Origin of the sequence: Methylobacterium sp. ap11 (genome assembly GCF_900110515.1) — a bacterium.
Classification (GTDB): Bacteria; Pseudomonadota; Alphaproteobacteria; order Rhizobiales; family Beijerinckiaceae; genus Methylobacterium; species Methylobacterium ajmalii.
Genome location: NZ_FOEB01000032.1, coordinates 22462 through 40436, shown reverse-complemented (window position 1 = coordinate 40436; position 17975 = coordinate 22462). Strand labels below are relative to the sequence as shown.

Genomic DNA, 17975 nt, shown 5'->3' with positions numbered 1-17975 from the left:
GCGCGGCGCGGTTGCGCGTGCACCGCCCGTTGCGCGTGCACCGCCCTTGGGGCACAGGGTTGCGCATGATCGCGGTGGATTGGGGAACGAGCAGCGCCCGTGCCTACCGGCTCGCGCCGGACGGAGCGGTGCTGGCGCGGCGCGAGGGCGCCGGCGGCATCCTGCGGGTGCCCGAGGGCGGCTTTCCGGCGGCGCTGACCGAGATGGTCGGCGACTGGCTGGCGGATGGGGAGCCCCGGGTGCTGCTCGCCGGCATGGTCGGCAGCCGCCAGGGCTGGCAGGAGGCGCCGTACCTCGCCTGTCCGGCGGGGCTCGACGCGCTCGCCGGCGCGGTCGTGCCGGTGCCGTTCCCGGGCGCCGCGGTGCGGCTGGTGCCGGGCCTGAGCGCCGCGGACGCGGCGGGCACGCCCGAGGTGATGCGCGGCGAGGAGGTCCAGGTCGTCGGGACGCTCGCGCGGCCGGACGAGGACGCGCTCCTCTGCCTGCCGGGCAGCCACGCCAAGTGGGTGCGGGTCGCGGGTGGGCGCATCGCGGGCTTCTCCACCCACATGACCGGCGAGGCCTTCGCGGCGCTCAAGGACCATACCATCCTGGGCCGGATGATGACCGGGCCGGCGCAGGTCGGGCCGGCCTTCGCGGCGGGCGTCGCCCGCTCGGCGGAGGGCGGCGGATTGCTCCACCACCTGTTCGGCACCCGCACCCTCGGGCTGTTCGGTCGGCTCGCGCCGGAGGATGCGGCGAGCTACCTGTCGGGCCTGCTGATCGGGCACGAGGTCTCGGCCGCGCTCGAGGGCGCCACCATGGCGGGACCTGCGCTGGTGCGCCTGGTGGGCTCCGGCCCGCTGATGGCGCTCTACGGCCGGGCGATCGCCCTCAAGGGCGGCGAGGCGGTGGCCGGCGATCCCGACGCGGCCGCCCGCGGCCTGGCGCTGATCGGGGAGAGGATCCAGTGGGCATGATGCGCGACGACGGGACTCCGGACGTGACGGGCTGGCTGGCGCGCTGCCCGCTGGTGGCGATCCTGCGCGGCGTGCGGCCGGAGGAGGTCGAGGCGGTCGGCGAGGCGCTGGTGGACGCCGGCGTGGCGATCCTCGAGGTGCCGCTCAACTCGCCCGAGCCGATCGAGAGCGTGCGCCGCCTGGCGGCCCGCCTCGGCGACCGGGCCCTCGTCGGCGCCGGGACGATCCGGCGCGAGGCCGAGGTGACGGCGGTGGCCGAGGCCGGCGGGCGCCTGCTGGTGACGCCCCACGCCGATCCCGCCCTGGTGCGCGCCGCCAAGGCCCGCGGCATGGTGGCGATGCCGGGCTTCCTGACCCCGGCCGAGGCGTTCGGCCTGCTCGACGCCGGCGCCGACGCGCTCAAGCTGTTTCCCGCGGAGGCCGGCGGTCCGCCGATGCTGAAGGCCCTGCGGGCGGTGCTGCCGGCGGGCACGCCGCTCATCCCGGTCGGCGGGGTCGATGCCGCCAGCCTCCCGGCCTGGCGCGCCGCCGGCGCCAGCGGCTACGGCTGCGGCTCCTCGCTCTACAAGCCCGGCGACACGCCCGGCGAGGTCGCCGCCAAGGCCCGGACGCTGATCGCGGCGCTCTGACGCCTCGGCGCGACGCCCCGCGGGATTTTTCTCGCGGGGCGGGGGGCCGGAGCCCGGACGGGAGCCCGGCGGACACGGGCGGCGCACCGCGATCCGTCATTCGCATAAGGTATCTTATGGAACCGATGGGGATGCCGGGCGAACGGTCGATTCGTGCCCCGCTTCGCGGCACCGGACCCGCGGTACGCGAGACTAAATTCCTTGTCATTCAGGAACGGCGCTCCACCGGATTCCTTGAGATGCGGGCGCCGGGCCGATCGGTCTCGACGCCGCCGCAAACTCGGATCGTCCTGATGACCCACTCCCTCCGCGCGTTCGCCGCGCTGCTCCTCGCCGGCTCCGCCGCCCTGTCGCCGGCGCTGGCCGCCACCGGGACCGTGCCCGCCGGCACGGCGGGCGCCGCCCCCGGGGCAGCCGCGATCCTCGCCCGCATCCGGGTCGCGCAGGCCACCGGACCGGCCACCGGGGCTTCCGCCGGCCAGCCCGCCGCGCCCGCGGGCGATTCCCAGGCCGCGGCGGCCCGCAGCGACGCGGTGCGCCAGGCCTCGCCCACGCCGGTCGCGAGCCGCCAGCCGACCGGCGCCTTTCCGACGAACGAGATCAGCCGCCAGCCCTGGATCGACCTCGGCGCCGGCGAGGACGCGCTGCGCAAGGACATCGGCGCGCTGCAGCAGACGCTGACCGAGCTGCAGCAGCTCCAGCTCCAGACCAAGCAGGCGCACTGGAACGTCTCCGGCACCCTGTACTACCCGTTGCACCTGCTGCTGCAGGAGCATTACGAGGGCCTGTCGAAATACGCCGACACCATCGCCGAGCGGCTGCTCGCCGTCGGCGCCTCGGCGGACGGGCGGGCCAACACCATCGTGCGGACCTCGGGCGTGCCGGAGATCCCGGGCGGCTTCCTCGACGACGCCCAGGTCCTGGCTTGGTTCACCCAGGCCTACAAGCGCGTCGGCGAGGAGGTGAACCGGGGCATCAAGGTGACGGAGGACATCGACCCCACCACCTCGAACCTGCTCCAGGAGGTCGAGCACGGCATCGCCAAGTACCAGTGGCAGATGCGCGCCCACCTGCAGCGCACCGGCACCGACCCGAATGCCGGTCGCGACCTCAACGACGGCAAGCCGGTCGAGCTGCCCGGACAGCCCGGCACCGAACCCGGCCAAACAGCTCCGGACCAGTCGAATCCGGGCCAAACGGCCCCCCAAGGAACGCCCGGTCGGGCCGCGCCGAGGCCCTGACGGCGTCCCCGGGCGGCGCCTGGCCCCGCGTCGCCCGGGTCAGGCCGTCCGGCGCGGCCGGCCCGGCCGGGCGACCCGTCGCAGGATGTGGCCGAGTTGCTCGGCCGAGTACGGCTTGTGCAGGAGCTCGAAGCCGTGGGCGTCGTCCTGGGCGAGCACGTGGCTGTAGCCGGAGGCGAGCACCACCGGCAGGCCCGGCATCCGGCGCCGCAGCTCGTGGGCGAGCGCGAGCCCGCCCATCCCGGGCATCACCACGTCGGAGAACACCACGTCGAACCCCGCCCCGTCCGGCCCGAGCCGTTCCAGCGCCTCCTCGGCGTTGGTGGCCCAGGTGGTGCGGTAGCCGAGATCCTGGAGGATCTGCGTGCAGAAGCGACCGACCTCGATGTTGTCCTCGACGACCAGCACGCTCTCGCCGGCACCGATCGGCGAGGCCGGCGCGTCGGCGGCGGCCCCGTCGCCGGATTCGCTCAGGGCCGGCGCCTCCGGCAGGTAGAGCGTGAAGGTGGCGCCGCGGCCGGGGCTGCTCGTCACGTCGACGTCGCCGCCCGACTGCTTGGCGAAGCCGAAGACCTGCGACAGGCCCAGCCCCGTGCCGCGGCCGACCTCCTTGGTGGTGAAGAACGGCTCGAAGATGCGGCCGATCAGGTCCGGCGGCACGCCCGGCCCGGTATCGGTGAGCGAGACCGCCGCGAAGGCGTTGTGCGAGCCGGCGTGTCCCCGGATCGGCGGCATCGCGGCACCGCAGGCCAGCGTCAGGGTGAGCGTGCCCTGGCCGTCCATGGCGTCGCGGGCGTTGACCGCCATGTTGATGAGCGCGGTCTCGAACTGGCTCAGGTCCGCGCGCACGAAGCACGGATGGTCGGGCACCTCGACCACCACCCGCACCCGGGCGCCGGTGACCGTGTCGATCATGTCGGCGACGCCGCGCACCTTCTCGCCGACGTCGAACACCGCCGGCGACAGGGCCTGGCGGCGGGCGAAGGCGAGGAGCTGGCCGGTGAGCTTGGCCGCCCGGTCCACCGTGTCGGAGACCGCGTCGAGGTAGCGGCGTTTGCGCGCCTCCGGCAGCTCGGGCCGGCGCAGGAAATCCACCGACGAGCGGATGATCGTGAGCAGGTTGTTGAAGTCGTGGGCGACCCCGCCGGTGAGCTGGCCCACCGCTTCCATCTTCTGCGACTGGCGCAGGGCCTCCTCGGCCTGGGCCAGGGCGGCGGCCTGGGCCCGGACCGCCGTCACGTCGCGCACCGTCGCGTAGATGCGCCCGTCCCGGGGCACGGCGTTCCAGGACAGACAGCGGTGGGAGCCGTCGCGGTGCCGGTAGCGGTTCTCGAAGTTCGGCTGCGACTCGCCGCGGGCGAGAGCCTCGGCCGCGGCCTTCGTCGCCGGGCGGTCGTCCGGGTGGACGAAATCGAGGAACGGGCGGCCGAGCAGTTCGCCCTCGCTCCAGCCGAGGAGCGCCGTCCAGGCCGGGTTGAGGCTGACGAGGCGGCCCTCGAAGCTGGCGACGCAGAACAGGTCGGTCGAGGCCTGCCAGATCTGGTCGCGCTCGGCCGTGCGCTCGGCGACCTGCGCTTCGAGCGAGGCGTTGAGGACCCGCAGCGCCTCCTCCATCCGCTTGCGGTCCGAGATGTCGCTGAAGAACACCGCGACCCGCGCCTGCGCCGGATCGCCGATCCGCAGCGCCCGCACGTCGAACCAGCGCCCGAACACGTCGGCCTGGTTCTCGAAGTGGATCGGCTCGCCGGTGAGCGCGACGCGGCCGTAGGTGTCGAACCAGTACTGCTCGAGGTCGGGGGCGAACTCGCTCACCCACAGGCCCGCCACGTCGGCACCGGTCTGGCGGGCGAAGGCCGGGTTGGCCTCGGCGATCCGGTAGTCGATCGCGCGGCCCGCCTCGTCGAACTTCATCTCGAGGATGCAGAAGCCGACGTCGAGGCTGTCGAGCAGCGTGCGGTAGCGCTCCTCGCTGTCGCGCAGCGCCGCCTGGGAGCGGACCTGCTCGGTGACGTCGTAGCCGCCGACGAAGATGCCGGTGACCGTGCCCTCCCCGTCCCGCAGCGGCTGGTACAGGAGGTCGATCGCCCGGTCGGCCTCCTCGCGGCCGAGCCGGATCGGCAGGGCGCGGGCGGCGAAGGGCCGGCCGGTACGATAGACCGTGTCGAGAAGCTCGTAGAAGCCCTGGTCGGCGAGATCCGGAAACACCTCCCGCACGGTGCGCCCGAGGAAGTCGCGCGACCCGGCGATCGCCACGTAGGCGTCGTTGACGTACTCGAAGAGGTGGCAGGGCCCGCGCAGCACGGCGACGAAGCCCGGCATCTGCTGAAAGACCAGGTCCCGCCGGGCATGCGCGGCCCGCAGGTCCCCGTCCGCCTCCAGCTCGGCCGCGGGATCGGGCGCCGCGCGCCGCGCGCCGTCGTCGGCCGCCGGCTCGCCGACGCGGTGGAGCACCGTGGGGGCCGCGCCGTCGGCGCCCGGCACCGGGCTGTGGGTGATGCGCCGGCAGCAACCCGCCGGGGCGCCGTCCGGGCCGCGCCGGCCCGGATAGGGCAGCGTCAGGGCATCGGGCCGCCCGGTGGCGAGCGCGCGGGCGAGCGAGGCCTCGATCGGCCCGACGAGGGCGGCCTCGGCGGGAAAGACCTCGTGCAGGCGCAGTCCCGGGAGGTCGTCGCGCCCACCGGCCGCGTCGCGATAGGCGCGGTTCGCCGCGAGGATGCGGCCCTCGGCATCGAGGACCAGGCAGGGCTCGGGCGAGGCGTCGAAGAGGCGGCGGTAGTCCAGTCCCGGCGTCACGTCGCTCATCCGGGCAGACCGCGCAGGACGGGCCGCGCAGGGGCCGTGGGCCCGCGCGGGGACGCGACGGGGTGACGTGACGAAAGCGGGAGGAGGGTCATGATGGGTGACGCTACCACGCGCGCGGGGGCGTGTCGCCGATGCCGACGCTCCGGCCGCGGCGGGGAACCGGCGGATGGCGGCTCGAGGCGCGCTCCGGACCGCCCGTCGGGACCGCACGCCCGGCCCCGCCCCCGGGGGTGCGAGGAGGACGCGGCGACGGCAGAGCCTTGATCTCGGCGGCATTTGCGTGTTTCGCCATCATCCGCCCCCTCCTCCCGACCGGTCCGCATGCGCCCCACAGCTTCCGCGAAGGTCCTCGTCACGAGCCTGAGCCCGGACGTGGTGAACCACAACGCGGCGATCCGCGCCTATCTGCGCGACGGCTTCGCCGAGGTGCTCGATGCGGGCGCGGTGCGAGACAGCCCGCTCGAGCTCGCCGAGGAGGCGATCGTCGAGTTTCGCCCGAGCCTCGTCGTGGGCCTCGGCAGCGTCGCCGTGGAGGCCGCGCCCCTCCGGGCCCTGGCGCGGAGCGCCCGGCGGGCGGGGGCCCGCCTCGCCTTCTGGCTGCAAGACGACCCCTACGAGTTCGACTACGCGCCCCGGGCCGAGGCCCTGGCCGACCACCTCTTCACCAACGACCGCTGGGCCCTGGCGCATTACCGGCATCCTTCGGTCTCGCACCTGCCGCTCGCCGCCTGCCGCCGGACGCACCTGCGGCCGGTGCGGCCGATGGCCGAGCGGACCCTCGACCTGTTCTTCTGCGGCGCCGCCTTTCCCAACCGGATCGCCCTCCTCGAGCGCGCCCAGCCGAGCCTGTCGGGGCACCGGGTCGAGGTTCGCGGCGCGGGCTGGCCGGCCTCGCTGGCTTTTGCCGAGAACACTCGCCTGAGCGCGGCCGCGATGGCCGACCGGACGAGCGCGGCCCGCCTCGTCCTCGCGGTCGGCCGCGACCTCGACATCGCCAACCGGCGCTACCGGCTGCCGGCCTCGACGCCCGGGCCGCGGGTGTTCGAGGCGGCGCTGGCCGGCACCCCGCAGCTCTGCTTTGCCGCCGGCCTCGAGATCCTGGACTACCTCGACGAGGGCCGCGAGATCCTGCTCTTCGACGACGTGCAGGAGATCGCGGAGGCGATCGCCCGCTCCCACCGCGAGCCCGCCGCCTTCCTGGCGATGGCGGAGCGCGCCCGCGCCCGGGTGCTCGACGCCCACACCTACCGCCACCGGGCCGAGACCATCCTGGCGGCGATGGCCGCGTGACGGACACTCCCATGCCCTCCTCCCGGTCCGCCCGCGCGCGCCTCTCGGTGCTGCTCCTCGACACCGAGCCCCGCACCAGCAACGCCTACATCGCGCTCGCGGTCGCCGACGCCCTGGCGCGCCACCCCGCCGTCGCCCGGGTGGTACGGGCGACCCATGCCGACGCGGTGGCGCTGGCGCAGGACGCGCGGTTCGACCTCGTCCTCGCCCTCGGCGGCGCGAGCCGCCACCACGCCCTGCTGCGCCGCCTCTGCGCGCTCGCCGGCACCAGCGCGCTGTGGACGACCGAGGACCCGTATCTCGCCGCCGCCAATGCCCGGCTCGCCGGCTGCTTCGACCTCGTCTTCACCAACGACCGCGGCTCGCTGCCCCGCTACGGGGCAGGCGCCCGCCACCTGCCCCTGGCGGCCACGACCCTGTTCCAGGACCTGCCCGTCCTGCGCGACGACGCGGCCTACCGCTACGATTTCCTGTTCGTCGGCACGGCCTGGCCGAACCGGGTGGCGACGCTCAACCGGATCCTCGCCGGCCTGCCGCGCAACCTCAAGGCGAAGATCGCGCTGCCGGCGAACGCCTACCTGGCCCCGCCGGTGCTGGTGCGCGACGACCTCGTCGTCGACTGGCGCTGCGGCAACGCGGATTTCGCCCGGCTCGCCCATGCCAGCCGGGTGGTGCTGACCCTGCCGCGGGTCTTCACCGCCGGCGCAGGCGAGGCGGCCTCGGGCACGACGCCGCCGCCGCGGCTGTTCGAGGTGGCGCTGGCCGGCGGCGCGCAGCTCGTCGTCGGCGCCGACCCCGAGACCTTCGCCTATTACGCGCCGGACCGCGAGATCCGGGCCTGCGCCGAGGAGGACGCCGTCGAGGCGCTCGCCGCTCTACTGGCCGATCCGGAGGGCCGGATCGCCATGGCGGAGCGGGCCCGTGCCCGCACCCTGGCCGCGCACCTCTACGACCACCGGGTCGACGTCATCCTGCGGGCGGTGCGGGAACGCGAGACCGCGACGGCCCCGCCGTCGGCGAGCGACACGAGACCCCTCCCCGGCGCGAGGAAGCCCCGCCTCCTCTTCGTCGCCCACAACCGGGCCGGGCGGCGCCAGGGCGGCGGGGTCGAGTTCTACCAGGAACAGCTCGCGGACGCGCTCGATGCCGGCCCCGACGGGTTCGAGGTCCTGTTCCTCTACCCCTCCTTCGAGGAGGACGCCTGGGTCCTGCGCCTCGACGAGGGCGAGACCTCGGAGGCGTTGCCGATCCCGCCGGCGGAGCGGCTGCTCGCCAGCCCGGAGATCGAGACGCTGTTCGAGCGCATCCTGGTCGAGCGGCGCATCGACCTCGTCCACATCCACCACCTCCTCGGCCTGCCGCTGAGCCTGCCGACGATCGCCCGGGCCCACGGCGTGCCGGTGGTGATGCAGCTGCACGACTTCTTCCTGATCTGCAGCCGCTACACCCTGCTGAACCAGCACGGCGCCTTCTGCGACGTCGTGCACCGCGGCGAGAGGGCGTGCGACGGCTGCCTGTCGAGCACCGAGGGATTGCCACCCGGCTCGAAGGCACGCCGGGACGGGTTCGTGGCGCGGATGCTCGGGAGCGTCGACGCCCTCGTCGCCAGCACGCCCGCCACCGCCGCCTATGTCCGGGCGTTCTACCCCGAGGCGCCGGCCCGGGTGGCGGTGATCGAGATGGTCGATGCCGGGCCGGCCGGCTCGGGCCCTGGCGCGCCGCTCCCGGCGCGCGGGCCCGACGCCCGGTCTCCCCTGCGGGTCGCGGTCCTCGGCAACGTCGTCGACCACAAGGGCGCCCGGACGCTGCTCGAGCTCGTGCGCATCACCGAGGGCGAGGCGATCGTGTTCGAGGTGCTCGGCTACGTCGAGAGCTACCTCGTCGCGGCCTTCGAGGCGCTGGCCGGGGAGCGGCTGCACCTGCGCGGCGGCTACACCCGCGACGAGGTGCCGGGGCTTCTCGCCGGTTGCGACGTGTCGCTCCACCTCTCGCTCTGGCCCGAGACCTACATGATCTCGCTCACCGAGGCGTGGCGGGCGGGACTGATCCCGATCGTCACCGATCTCGGCGCGCCGGGCGAACGGGTCACGCAGGGCGTCGACGGGCTCAAGGTGCCGCCGGGCGATGCGGGCGCGGTGCGCCAGGCCCTGCGGCGGCTCGCCCACGACCCGGACCTCGTCGCCGCCTTGCGCGCCGCGATCCGCCAAAAGACCTTCCCGACGGTCGCCGGGCACGCCGCCGCCCTGGGAGCGCTCTACCGCGAGCTGATCGCGGCTCGGCCGGTGCCTCATGCGGTCCCCGGCGCGCCGGCCGCGCCCTTCGCCCTCTCGGCCGTCGATCTCGGCTTGCGTCTCAACAACCCGGACTGGACCGACCCGACGATCGTCTGGGACGGCACCGACGAGACGAGCGCGATCGTCGACGCCCTGCCGCCCGCCGTGGCGCTGCTGCCCGAGCGGCCGCTGGTGCCGGACGATCCGACCCTGTCCTGGGAGATCGCCGACCTCGTCGCCGACGGCCAGCGGCTGCCCGGCCGGATCGGGGCCTGCGCGGCGGGCGACAGCCTGTCCCTGCGCGGCTGGCTCTGGCGGCCCGACGCGGGACGGCCGGTCCAGACCTGGCTGCGGCTGCGCTCCGGCGCGGTTACACGCTTCGTCGCCGCGCCGCCCGAGCGCCGCCCGGAGCTCGCCGGCCGGTTCGGTACCGGCCGGGCCGAGCAGGCCGGATTCGCGGCCCGGATCCGCACCGCCGGCCTGGAGGCGGGCCTCCACACCGTCGACCTCGTCCAGGTCTTTTCCGACCACCTCGCGGTCGCCGAGGGAGTCGCGCGCTTCACGGCTGCGGGATTCGCCCCGCCGGGGCCCGTCACGCCGTGGCGGCCGGGCCTGCCGGACTTCGCCCTGCGCCGGAGCGCCGTGCGGGCAACGGTAACGGGCCACGGGCTCCCGCTCGTCGAGGGCGTGCCGGTGGCCCGCCAGGGCGGTCTCACCCGCATCGAGGTCGCGTTGCCGGCGGGCGCCGGGACGGGACAGCCCATCCTGGTGTTGGAGGGCCCGCAGGGCGCGGCCTGGACCCGGGCGGTCGGGCGCGAGCAGGACGGGACGATGCGGGCCGGCGCCGAGGCGCAGGCCCGCGACCTCGCGCCCGGTCCCTACCGGCTCTCGGTCGCGATCGAGGACGATCATGGGGCGGAGCGGCCCGGGGCGGAGCTGTTCGAGACCGGCGCCACGCTCTTCGTCGCGCCCTCCACCCGCGTCTGCCTCGTCACCGCCGCGGCGCCGCCGGCCCTGCGCCGGGCCTGGATCCCGAAGCTGCGCACCCGCCCGAACCTCGATGCCGTGGTGACCGGCGAGACGTCGGACCTGCTCGGCCCGAGCGTCGCGGTCTCGGGCTGGTGCTTCGTGCAGGGGCGCGGGCGGCCGCTCGCCTGGATCGCCCGCTGGGGCGCGCGGGGGCAGCGCCGGTACATGGTCGCCGAGTGCTTCGCCCGGCAGGACGTGGCGGCGCACCTGAAGGAGGCCGACGCCCTGACCGCCGGGTTCGAGATCCTGTTGCCCCGCGAGGCGATCCGCGACGGGACGCTGCGGGTGTTCCAGGTCTACGAGCGCGGCACGGTGGCCCTGCCGGGCTTTCCCGGCCACGTCGCCGGGATGATGCCGGATCCGGCGTGACGGGCGGGGAGCCGCCTCCCCGCCCCGCGCCTCACCACTTGTAGCTCAGGCTCGCGGTGATGCGGCGCTGCTCGCCGTAGAAGCAGGCGTTGACCGACTGGCACGACGAGACGAAGCGCTTGTCGGCGAGGTTCGCGGCGTTGATGGCGAAGCGCCAGTTGTCGCGGCTGTAATGCACCACCGCGTCGAACAGGGCCCGTTCCGGCACCGTCAGGGTGTTGTTCACGTCGGCGAAGGAGCGGCCGACGTAGCGCACGCCCGCCCCGAAGCCGAACCCGGCCCAGTCGCCGGTCGGGATGGTGTAGTCGGCGAAGACCGAGGCCAGGGTCTCGGGCGTGTTGGTCGGGGTCCGGCCGATCGTGCCGACGTCGCCCTTGGTGATCTCGAGGTTGTAGCTCGTGAACGACGCGACGACGTTGAAGTCCTTGGTGATGTTGGCCACCAGCTGCGCCTCGAAGCCGCGCGAGCGGGTCTCGCCGAGCTGGAGCTGGTTGAGCGGGTTGGTCGGGTCGGCGGTCAGGGAGTTGGCCAGCGCGAGGTCGAAGGCCGCGACCGTCAGGAAGGCGTTCGCCCCCGGGATCTCGTACTTGATGCCGGCCTCGAACTGGTCGCCGGTGGTCGGCTTGAACGGCTGGCTGAAGAAGTTGGTGCCGACCTGCGGGTTGAAGAAGGTCGCGTAGCTGACGTAGGGCGCCAGGCCGAAGTCGAAGTTGTAGATCAGGCCGTAGCGCTGCGTGAACGCGTTGGCCGACTGCCGCGTCTGGGTGCTGGCGAGCCGGTTGTTGACCTCGTTCGAGGTGAAGTCGCCGCGGCCGGACACGACCAGGGTCAGCTCCGGGGTGAGCTTGATCTGGTCCTGGTAGTACAGGCCGAGCTGCTGGAATACGTCGTAGTTGACGAGGTAGGGCGCGACCGGGACGCTCGCGGCACCGTAATTCGGCGTGATGATGTTGAAGTTCGGGACCGGCACTCCGGCGAAGCCGCCGGTGGCCTGGTTGTCGTTGAGCTGGAAGTTCTTGTAGTCGAGGCCCATCAGGAACGTGTGCCTGAACAGGCCGTCGTCGAACCGGGCGACCGCCTGGTTGTCGACGTTGAACAGGCGCGCCCGCGAGGCGGCGCGGAAGCGGTAGCGGGCGATCTGGGTCTGGTTCGCGTCGGCATAGCCGATGCCGCCGAGGAACGCGTCGTCGAGCGAATCGCTGAAGGCGTAGCGCAGGTTCTGCCGGAAGGTCCAGGTGTCGTCGAAGACGTGCTCGAACTCGTAGCCGACATTGGCCTGCATGCGGCGGTAGGTGTTGTTGGACGGATCCGAGACGTTGTCGCTCTGCCGGACGCGCAGGCCGAGCACCGTCGGCCGCACCGTGCCGTAATACGGCAGGAACGCGTTGAGGCGGCCGGTATCGTCGTACTGGAGGCTCGACAGCAGCGTGAAGGTGGTGGCGCCGTCCGGCTTGTAGGTGAAGGTCGGGGCGATGTAGCCGCGGTTCTCGTCGAGGCCGTCGACCTGGGTACCGCCCTGCCGGCCGATGCCGGTCAGGCGGTAGAACCAGTGACCGTCCTTGTCGGCCGGCCCGCCGAGGTCGAAGGCGAGGTACTTCTGGCCGAACGAGCCGCCGCCGACCTCGATGTAACGCAGGGGATCGACGGGCGGCTTCTTGCTGATCAGGTTGATCAGGCCGCCGGGGCCGCCCTGGCCGAACAGCACCGCGGCGGGGCCGCGCAACACGTCGATGCGCTCCAGCCCGAACGTGTCGACCTTGTAGGCGGCAAACCCGTAATTGAAGAGCTGCAGGCCGTCCCGGTACAGGCCGGTGTCGTTCGCCGTGAAGCCGCGGATCAGGAAGAAGTCGACCCGCGGATCGGGCCCGAACACGTTGCCGAAGACGCCGGCCGAGTAGGCGACCGCGTCGCCGACCTGCTGCGGCTTGAGGGCGTCGATCTGCTCGCGCCCGATCACGGTGACCGATTGCGGGGTCTCGATCAGCGGGGTGTCGGTCTTGGTCGAGGTCAGGGTGCGCTTGGCGACGTAGCCGTCGATCGGGCCGCGCGGATCCTCCTTGGGCTGGGCCGCGACGATTGTGGCCGCGGGCCGGGTGCCGTTGCCCGCGACGTCGATCGCCTCGAGCTGAATCGCGCCGCCCGCCGCGGCGCCCTGCCGGGGCGGCGTCGCCTCCTGGGCCGCCGCCGAGCCGGCCGTCAGCCCGAGGAGGGAGACGCCGGCGGCGAACATCGCGACGACGCGGCGACGGGGCGGGACGGGAGCGCTGGGCTGGGCACGCATGTCGAGACCTTCGGCAACGGGCGACCGGCCCCGGGGAGAGACCCACCCGGGCTGGCACCGTTCTTTAGAATGATACTAAGTTATTGTTCCTAATAGGGTTTTTAGCATGCGTTGCCGGCTCGCGAACCGGGATTTCCGGATCGCGCGGCAGTTGTTAGGGCCCGTGGCAAATCGGCAACGACCGGTTGCCCGGAGCGTGCCCGCTCCGGGTCGGCGGCGATGGCTTGTCCGCGGTCGGGCCGCCCGTCAGCGGGACGCGAAGGTGTCGCGGATCGCCTTGGCGTTGCGGCGGATCATCGGGCGGAGCCAGGCGCCGGACGCGATGTAGGCACCGGGGCTCGCCGGCGCGAGGGCGGCCGCGAGGGCCCGGGCGAGGTCGGTCGGGGACGGCGCCCGCGCGGCGCCGGGGTCGCGCCGGTAGACCGCGGTGGTGTCCTCGCGCCAGTACTCAGGATGCGGCGCCAGGCCGGCGCGGGCGGCGGCCCGGTCGAGGGTCTCGCGCACGAAGCCGTGGACGTGGGCGAAGTGGAAGCGCTCGTGCGGCGGCTTGCCGGTCGCCGCCATGTTGGGCACCGCGGCGTAGAGGACGCCGCCGGGCGCCAGACGGGCGGCGAGGCGCTCCAGGGTGTCGACCGGGTCGCGCAGGTGCTCGAGCACGTGGTGGACGGTGACGACGTCGAAGACCTCGTCGGGCGCCAGGGCATCGAGGCGGTCCAGCACCTGGGCGCCGTGCTCCTCGCGCGCGAAGGCGGCATAGGACAGGCCGGGCTCGACCCCCGTCACGGTCGCGCCCCGCTCCCGCGCGGCAGCCAGGAACTCGCCCGAGCCGGAGCCGAAATCGAGCACCCGGGCGCCGGGCCGCAGGGCGGGCGCGAGCAGGTCGGCACGAAACGCCGCCTCACGCCGGGAGCGGTTGAGATGGTGGCGCGGCGGGCGCTTGCCGAGGGCGAACTGGTAGGCGGCGCGGTAGGCCGAGGCGTAATAGGCGCCGAGCTCGGCTTGCGTCGGCATCGGGTCGGTGCGGATCAGGCCGCATTCCGTGCAGGCCACGGAGCGCAGCCGCTTCAGCCGCCGGTCGGTCTCGGCCACGACGAGCGTCCCGGTGCCGTCGCACAGGTTGCAGGCCATGGCCTCGCCCCGGTACGGGTAGCCGGTGAACGGCACGGCGTGCCGGACGAGGTGGAGCGAGGGGGACATCGGCGGCCTTTTCGCGGATCGCGGCCGGCGGCCGCCCGCACCGCGCACGACGAAGATCACCCGGCCTTCCAAGGGATGAGACGGACGAGAGCCCGGTCTTCATCCCTCCCTTGCGGGGTTTGTCCGGCGAAAGGAAGGCCCGGCGCGCCGGCCGGCGCCCTCAGCGCTCGTGCCCGGCCGTCGCGGTCGTCTCGCGCACCGGCGACAGCAGGTAGTCGATCACCCGGCGGCGCCCGGTGCGGATCTCGACCGTCGCGGTCATGCCCGGGGTCAGCGCCACGTCCTTGCCGTCGGCCTTGATGAAGGTCTGCGACAGGGCCACGGTCACCGGGAAGACCAGGTTCTGGGTCTTGGGCATGCCCGTCACGGGATTGAGGCCCTGGCCGCGCGCCACCGACAGGGCGTCGCTGCCGCCCCCCGCCTCGCGGTCGTCGACCGCGTCGCGCGACACCCGCACGACGCGCCCCTCGATCGAGCCGTAGCGGGTGAACGGGAAGGCGTCGATCTTCACCACCGCCTCCTGGTCGGGCAGCACGAAGCCGATATCCTTGTTCTGGACCTGGGCCTCGACCTCGATCGGCCCGTCGGTCGGCACCACCACCATCAGCGGCTGGCCGGCGGTGACCACCTGGCCGAGCGTCGTCACGGCGAGCTGCTGCACCGTGCCGGAGATCGGCGCCTTCAGCGCCGTGCGCTCGCGCTTGAGCGTCGCCTTCACCACGTCCTGCACCAGGGCGTCGCGCTTCTGCGCCGCCTCCGTCAGCGCCTGGTACTGGCGCGCCACGGTCTCGCTGGTGAGCTGGGTGATGCGCCGCTGCAGCGAGACGGCGCCGGCCTTGGCCTCGGTCAGCTGCCCGCGGTCGTAGGCGAGGTCGGCCGAGACCTGCTCGACCTGCTGCACCGCGTCGATCACCGCCGCGCGGGTGCCGGCGGATTTCGCCACCAGGGTCTCGCGCATGTCGGCGCGTTCCTTGAGCACCGCCTGGAGGCGCATCCGCGCCGCGATGCTGGCGGCGAAGCGCTCCTGCGTCGCGACCTTCTCGGCGAGCTGCGCCTCGAACGCGTCCCGGGTGGTGACGTACTGGCCGATCTCGGCCAGCATCGCGCCCTCCTCGCGCGCCCGCACCGCCGGGGGCACCGCGGCCGGAAAATCGACCTTGGCGGTGGGCCGGTTCTTCTCCACCGCCTCGATCGTGGCGCGCCGCCGGGCGATCTGGGCCTCGAGCGCCGCGAGGTCGCCCTGGCGCGAGGACAGGTCGGCCTCGGCCTCGGTCGGTTCGAGCGTCAGCAGCACGTCGCCGGCCTGGACCCGGCTGCCGTTCTCGACCGCGATGGTCTGGACCTTGCCGGTGTCGAAGGGCTGCACGACCTTCGAGCGTCCGGAGGGCTGGATGCGGGCGGTCGCGACCGCGTGGATGTCGATCTGGGCGAAGATGCTCCAGACGAGCGCCGCCCCGAACATCAGGCATAGCACCCAGGTGAACACCACCGCGTAGGGCGAGGGCGGGGTGTCGAGGATTTCCAGATGCGCTGGCAGGAATTCCTGGTCCGAGCGGTCGTCGGCGAGCCGGCGCACCCGCTCGGAGAGGCCGCGCGGGCTGAAGCGGGCCGGCGGCGGCGGGGCGCGGCGGGGCGCCGGCAGGGAAGGCTGCGGCTTGGAGGGTTGCGGGGCGGCGCTCACGCGGCCTCTCCTTGGGCTGAGCCGTGGTCGGATTGCAGGCGCCACAGGCGGCCGTAGAGCGAGGTCGGCCGCTCGACCAACTCGCGGTGGGTGCCGTCCTCGACGATGCGCCCGTCCTGGAGCGCGATGATGCGGTCGCAGATCCTGACCGCCGCGAGCCGGTGGGCGATGATGATGACGGTGCGGCCGCGCACGATGTGCTTCATGTTCTCCTGGATGATCCGCTCGCTCTCGTAATCGAGCGCCGAGGTCGCCTCGTCGAGGATCAGGATGCGCGGGTTGGTGGCGAGCGCGCGGGCGATGGCGAGCCGCTGGCGCTGCCCGCCCGAGAGGTTGGCGCCGCGCTCCTCGATCGGGGTGTCGTAGCCGAGCGGCAGCCGGTTGATGAACTCGTCGGCGCCGGCGAGACGGGCCACCTGCATCACCTGCGCCCGCGACAGGCCGGGATTGGCGAGCGCGATGTTCTCGAACACCGTCTTGTTGAAGAGCAGGTTCTCCTGGAGCACGACGCCGATCTGGCGCCGCAGCCAGGCCGGATCGACCTGGGCGATGTCGACCCCGTCGACCAGCACCTGGCCCTTCTCGGGCACGTAGAGGCGCTGCAGGAGCTTGGTGAAGGTCGACTTGCCCGAGCCCGACGGACCGACGATGCCGATGACCTGGCCGGCCGGGATGTCGAGGCTGACGTCCTTGAGCACCTCCGGCGTGCCGGGCTGGTAGCGGAAGGTCACGCCCCGCACCGTGACCTGGCCCTTGGCCGGCGGCAGGTGGGCCTGGGCCAGCGCCCGGGTCTCCGGCGGGCAGTTGAGCACGTCGCCGAGGCGCTCCAGCGACACCTTGACCTGCTGGAAGTCCTGCCAGAGCTGCGACAGCCGCAGGATCGGCGCGGTGACCTGGCCCATGATCATGTTGAAGGCGATCAGGCTGCCGACGGTCAGTTCGCCGTTCATCACCGCGTAGGCGCCGAAGAACAGCACGAGCGCGGTCGTGACCTTGGAGATGTACTGGATCGCGTTCTGGCCGATGCTGGCGACGAGACCGGCGACGAACGAGGTCTTGACGTAGGCGGCGAGCCGCTCCTCCCACTGGCTCTTCAGGGTCGGCTCGACCGCGAGCGCCTTGACGGTGTGGATGCCGACCACCGACTCGATCAGGAACTGGCTCGACAGGGCCGAGCGGTTGAACTGCTCCAGGGTCTTCTCGCGCAGGACCGGCCGCAGCAGCACCGCCACCAGGATGTAGCAGGGGATCGACAGGGTGACGATCAGCGCGAGCAGCGGCGAGTAGACGTACAGGATCGCGAGGAACAGCAGCGTGAACGGCACGTCGATCGCCGAGGTGAGCGCCTGACCGGTGAGGAAGTTGCGCACCGTCTCGAGCTCGCGCACCCGGGCGACGGTCTGGCCGGCGGGCCTGGTCTCGAAGTAGCCGAGCGGCAGGCGCATCAGGTGGTCGAACAGCCGCGCGCCGAGCTCGACGTCGATCCGGCTCGCGGTATGGGTGAGGATGTAGCCGCGCAGGTATTGCAGCACGACGTGGAACAGGCCGAGCGCCACGAGGCCGACGGCGACGAGCGTCAGGGTCGAGTAGCCGCGGTGGACCAGCACCTTGTCGATGGTGATCTGGAAGAAGATCGGGGTGATCAGCGCGCAGAGCTGGATGAACAGCGAGGCGACCAGCACGGTGGCGAGCGGCTTGCGGTAGCGCCAGACCGAGGGGACGAACCAGGTCAGGCCGAAATGGTGGAGCGCCGTCTGGAGGTTGGCGCGGCGCGCGATCAGCACGATGGTGCCGGTCCAGCGGGCCAGGAACAGTTCGGGCTCGACGTGGTCGGCGGTGCGGGCGACCGGATCGATGATCCGGAGCTTGCCGTCCTCGAGGCGCCGGCCGAGGACGACGAAGCGGCCGTCGTCGACCTCGAGGATGGCGGGGAGCGGGATGCCGTCGAGGCGCGCCGGCTTCTGGTCCTGGAGCAGGCGGCCCTTGAGGCCGAGGCGGCGGGCGCCGCGCACGACGTCGACGCCGCTCATCGGGGCCTGGCCGAGGCCGAGGTCGTGGCGGACCTGGGCCGGTTCGCACGGGACCTGATGGAACGAGGCGACGAGGGCGAGCGCGCCGAGGCCCGAATCGGGCCGCGCCGCGGGCAGCTCCGCGGCTCCGGGCCCCGCGTGGCCGGGGCCGGCCTGTGCGGCCGCGTCTTGCACCATGTCCCTTGCCCCCGATT

At 73.3% G+C, this 17975-nt stretch carries 10 protein-coding genes; 5 read left to right on the top strand and 5 right to left on the bottom strand.

Annotated features, from left to right (window positions below):
• Positions 1-65 precede the first annotated feature (65 nt).
• The 3 genes from BMX97_RS29145 (at position 66) to BMX97_RS29135 (ending at position 2829) form a co-directional block, all read left to right on the top strand.
• Positions 66-959 (top strand): 2-dehydro-3-deoxygalactonokinase, encoded by an 894-nt coding sequence (locus BMX97_RS29145; RefSeq protein ID WP_091754656.1) that lies wholly within the window; start codon positions 66-68, stop codon positions 957-959.
• Positions 956-1588: a 2-dehydro-3-deoxy-6-phosphogalactonate aldolase gene (locus BMX97_RS29140; RefSeq protein WP_244538703.1), complete on the top strand. Its 633-nt coding sequence runs from the start codon at positions 956-958 to the stop codon at positions 1586-1588. Before BMX97_RS29145 ends, BMX97_RS29140 begins: the two co-directional genes overlap by 4 nt.
• A 293-nt stretch (positions 1589-1881) precedes the next feature.
• Positions 1882-2829 (top strand): Dps family protein, encoded by a 948-nt coding sequence (locus BMX97_RS29135; RefSeq protein WP_091754655.1) that lies wholly within the window; start codon positions 1882-1884, stop codon positions 2827-2829.
• Between the two features lie 39 nt (positions 2830-2868).
• On the opposite strand, the gene BMX97_RS29130 is transcribed toward BMX97_RS29135, so the two are convergent.
• Entirely contained in the window at positions 2869-5622 is a 2754-nt protein-coding gene (locus tag BMX97_RS29130; protein WP_177202394.1) for a PAS domain-containing protein, read from the bottom strand.
• Positions 5623-5952: 330 nt separating this feature from the next.
• Here BMX97_RS29130 and BMX97_RS29125 point away from each other — a divergent pair, with 330 nt between their 5' ends.
• Together BMX97_RS29125 and BMX97_RS29120 are read left to right on the top strand one after the other, a co-directional pair.
• Positions 5953-6921, top strand: a complete 969-nt coding sequence (locus tag BMX97_RS29125; RefSeq protein WP_091754653.1) for a CgeB family protein — start codon at positions 5953-5955, stop codon at positions 6919-6921.
• 11 nt (positions 6922-6932) lie between these two features.
• Positions 6933-10592, top strand: a complete 3660-nt coding sequence (locus BMX97_RS29120; protein ID WP_091754652.1) for a glycosyltransferase family protein — start codon at positions 6933-6935, stop codon at positions 10590-10592.
• Positions 10593-10623: 31 nt separating this feature from the next.
• Here the strand turns inward: BMX97_RS29120 and BMX97_RS29115 are convergent, their stop codons facing one another.
• From BMX97_RS29115 to BMX97_RS29100, 4 genes are all read right to left on the bottom strand, one after another.
• Positions 10624-12873, bottom strand: a complete 2250-nt coding sequence (locus tag BMX97_RS29115; protein ID WP_091754651.1) for a TonB-dependent siderophore receptor — start codon at positions 12871-12873, stop codon at positions 10624-10626.
• A 246-nt stretch (positions 12874-13119) separates the two neighbouring features.
• Positions 13120-14070: a class I SAM-dependent methyltransferase gene (locus BMX97_RS29110; RefSeq protein WP_091754650.1), complete on the bottom strand. Its 951-nt coding sequence runs from the start codon at positions 14068-14070 to the stop codon at positions 13120-13122.
• 160 nt (positions 14071-14230) lie between these two features.
• Complete coding sequence (locus BMX97_RS29105; RefSeq protein ID WP_091754649.1) at positions 14231-15751, bottom strand: HlyD family type I secretion periplasmic adaptor subunit; 1521 nt, start codon at positions 15749-15751, stop codon at positions 14231-14233.
• Positions 15748-17958 (bottom strand): type I secretion system permease/ATPase, encoded by a 2211-nt coding sequence (locus tag BMX97_RS29100; RefSeq protein ID WP_091754648.1) that lies wholly within the window; start codon positions 17956-17958, stop codon positions 15748-15750. Before BMX97_RS29100 ends, BMX97_RS29105 begins: the two co-directional genes overlap by 4 nt.
• Positions 17959-17975: the final 17 nt, after the last annotated feature.

Bases quoted from the DNA above. Each gene is read 5' to 3' on its own strand.
- BMX97_RS29110 (WP_091754650.1), bottom strand. From the start codon at position 14,070: ATGTCCCCCTCGCTCCACCTCGTCCGGCACGCCGTGCCGTTCACCGGC.
- BMX97_RS29100 (WP_091754648.1), bottom strand. From the start codon at position 17,958: ATGGTGCAAGACGCGGCCGCACAGGCCGGCCCCGGCCACGCGGGGCCC.
- BMX97_RS29145 (WP_091754656.1), top strand. From the start codon at position 66: ATGATCGCGGTGGATTGGGGAACGAGCAGCGCCCGTGCCTACCGGCTC.
- BMX97_RS29125 (WP_091754653.1), top strand. From the start codon at position 5,953: ATGCGCCCCACAGCTTCCGCGAAGGTCCTCGTCACGAGCCTGAGCCCG.
- BMX97_RS29115 (WP_091754651.1), bottom strand. From the start codon at position 12,873: ATGCGTGCCCAGCCCAGCGCTCCCGTCCCGCCCCGTCGCCGCGTCGTC.
- BMX97_RS29135 (WP_091754655.1), top strand. From the start codon at position 1,882: ATGACCCACTCCCTCCGCGCGTTCGCCGCGCTGCTCCTCGCCGGCTCC.
- BMX97_RS29140 (WP_244538703.1), top strand. From the start codon at position 956: ATGATGCGCGACGACGGGACTCCGGACGTGACGGGCTGGCTGGCGCGC.
- BMX97_RS29120 (WP_091754652.1), top strand. From the start codon at position 6,933: ATGCCCTCCTCCCGGTCCGCCCGCGCGCGCCTCTCGGTGCTGCTCCTC.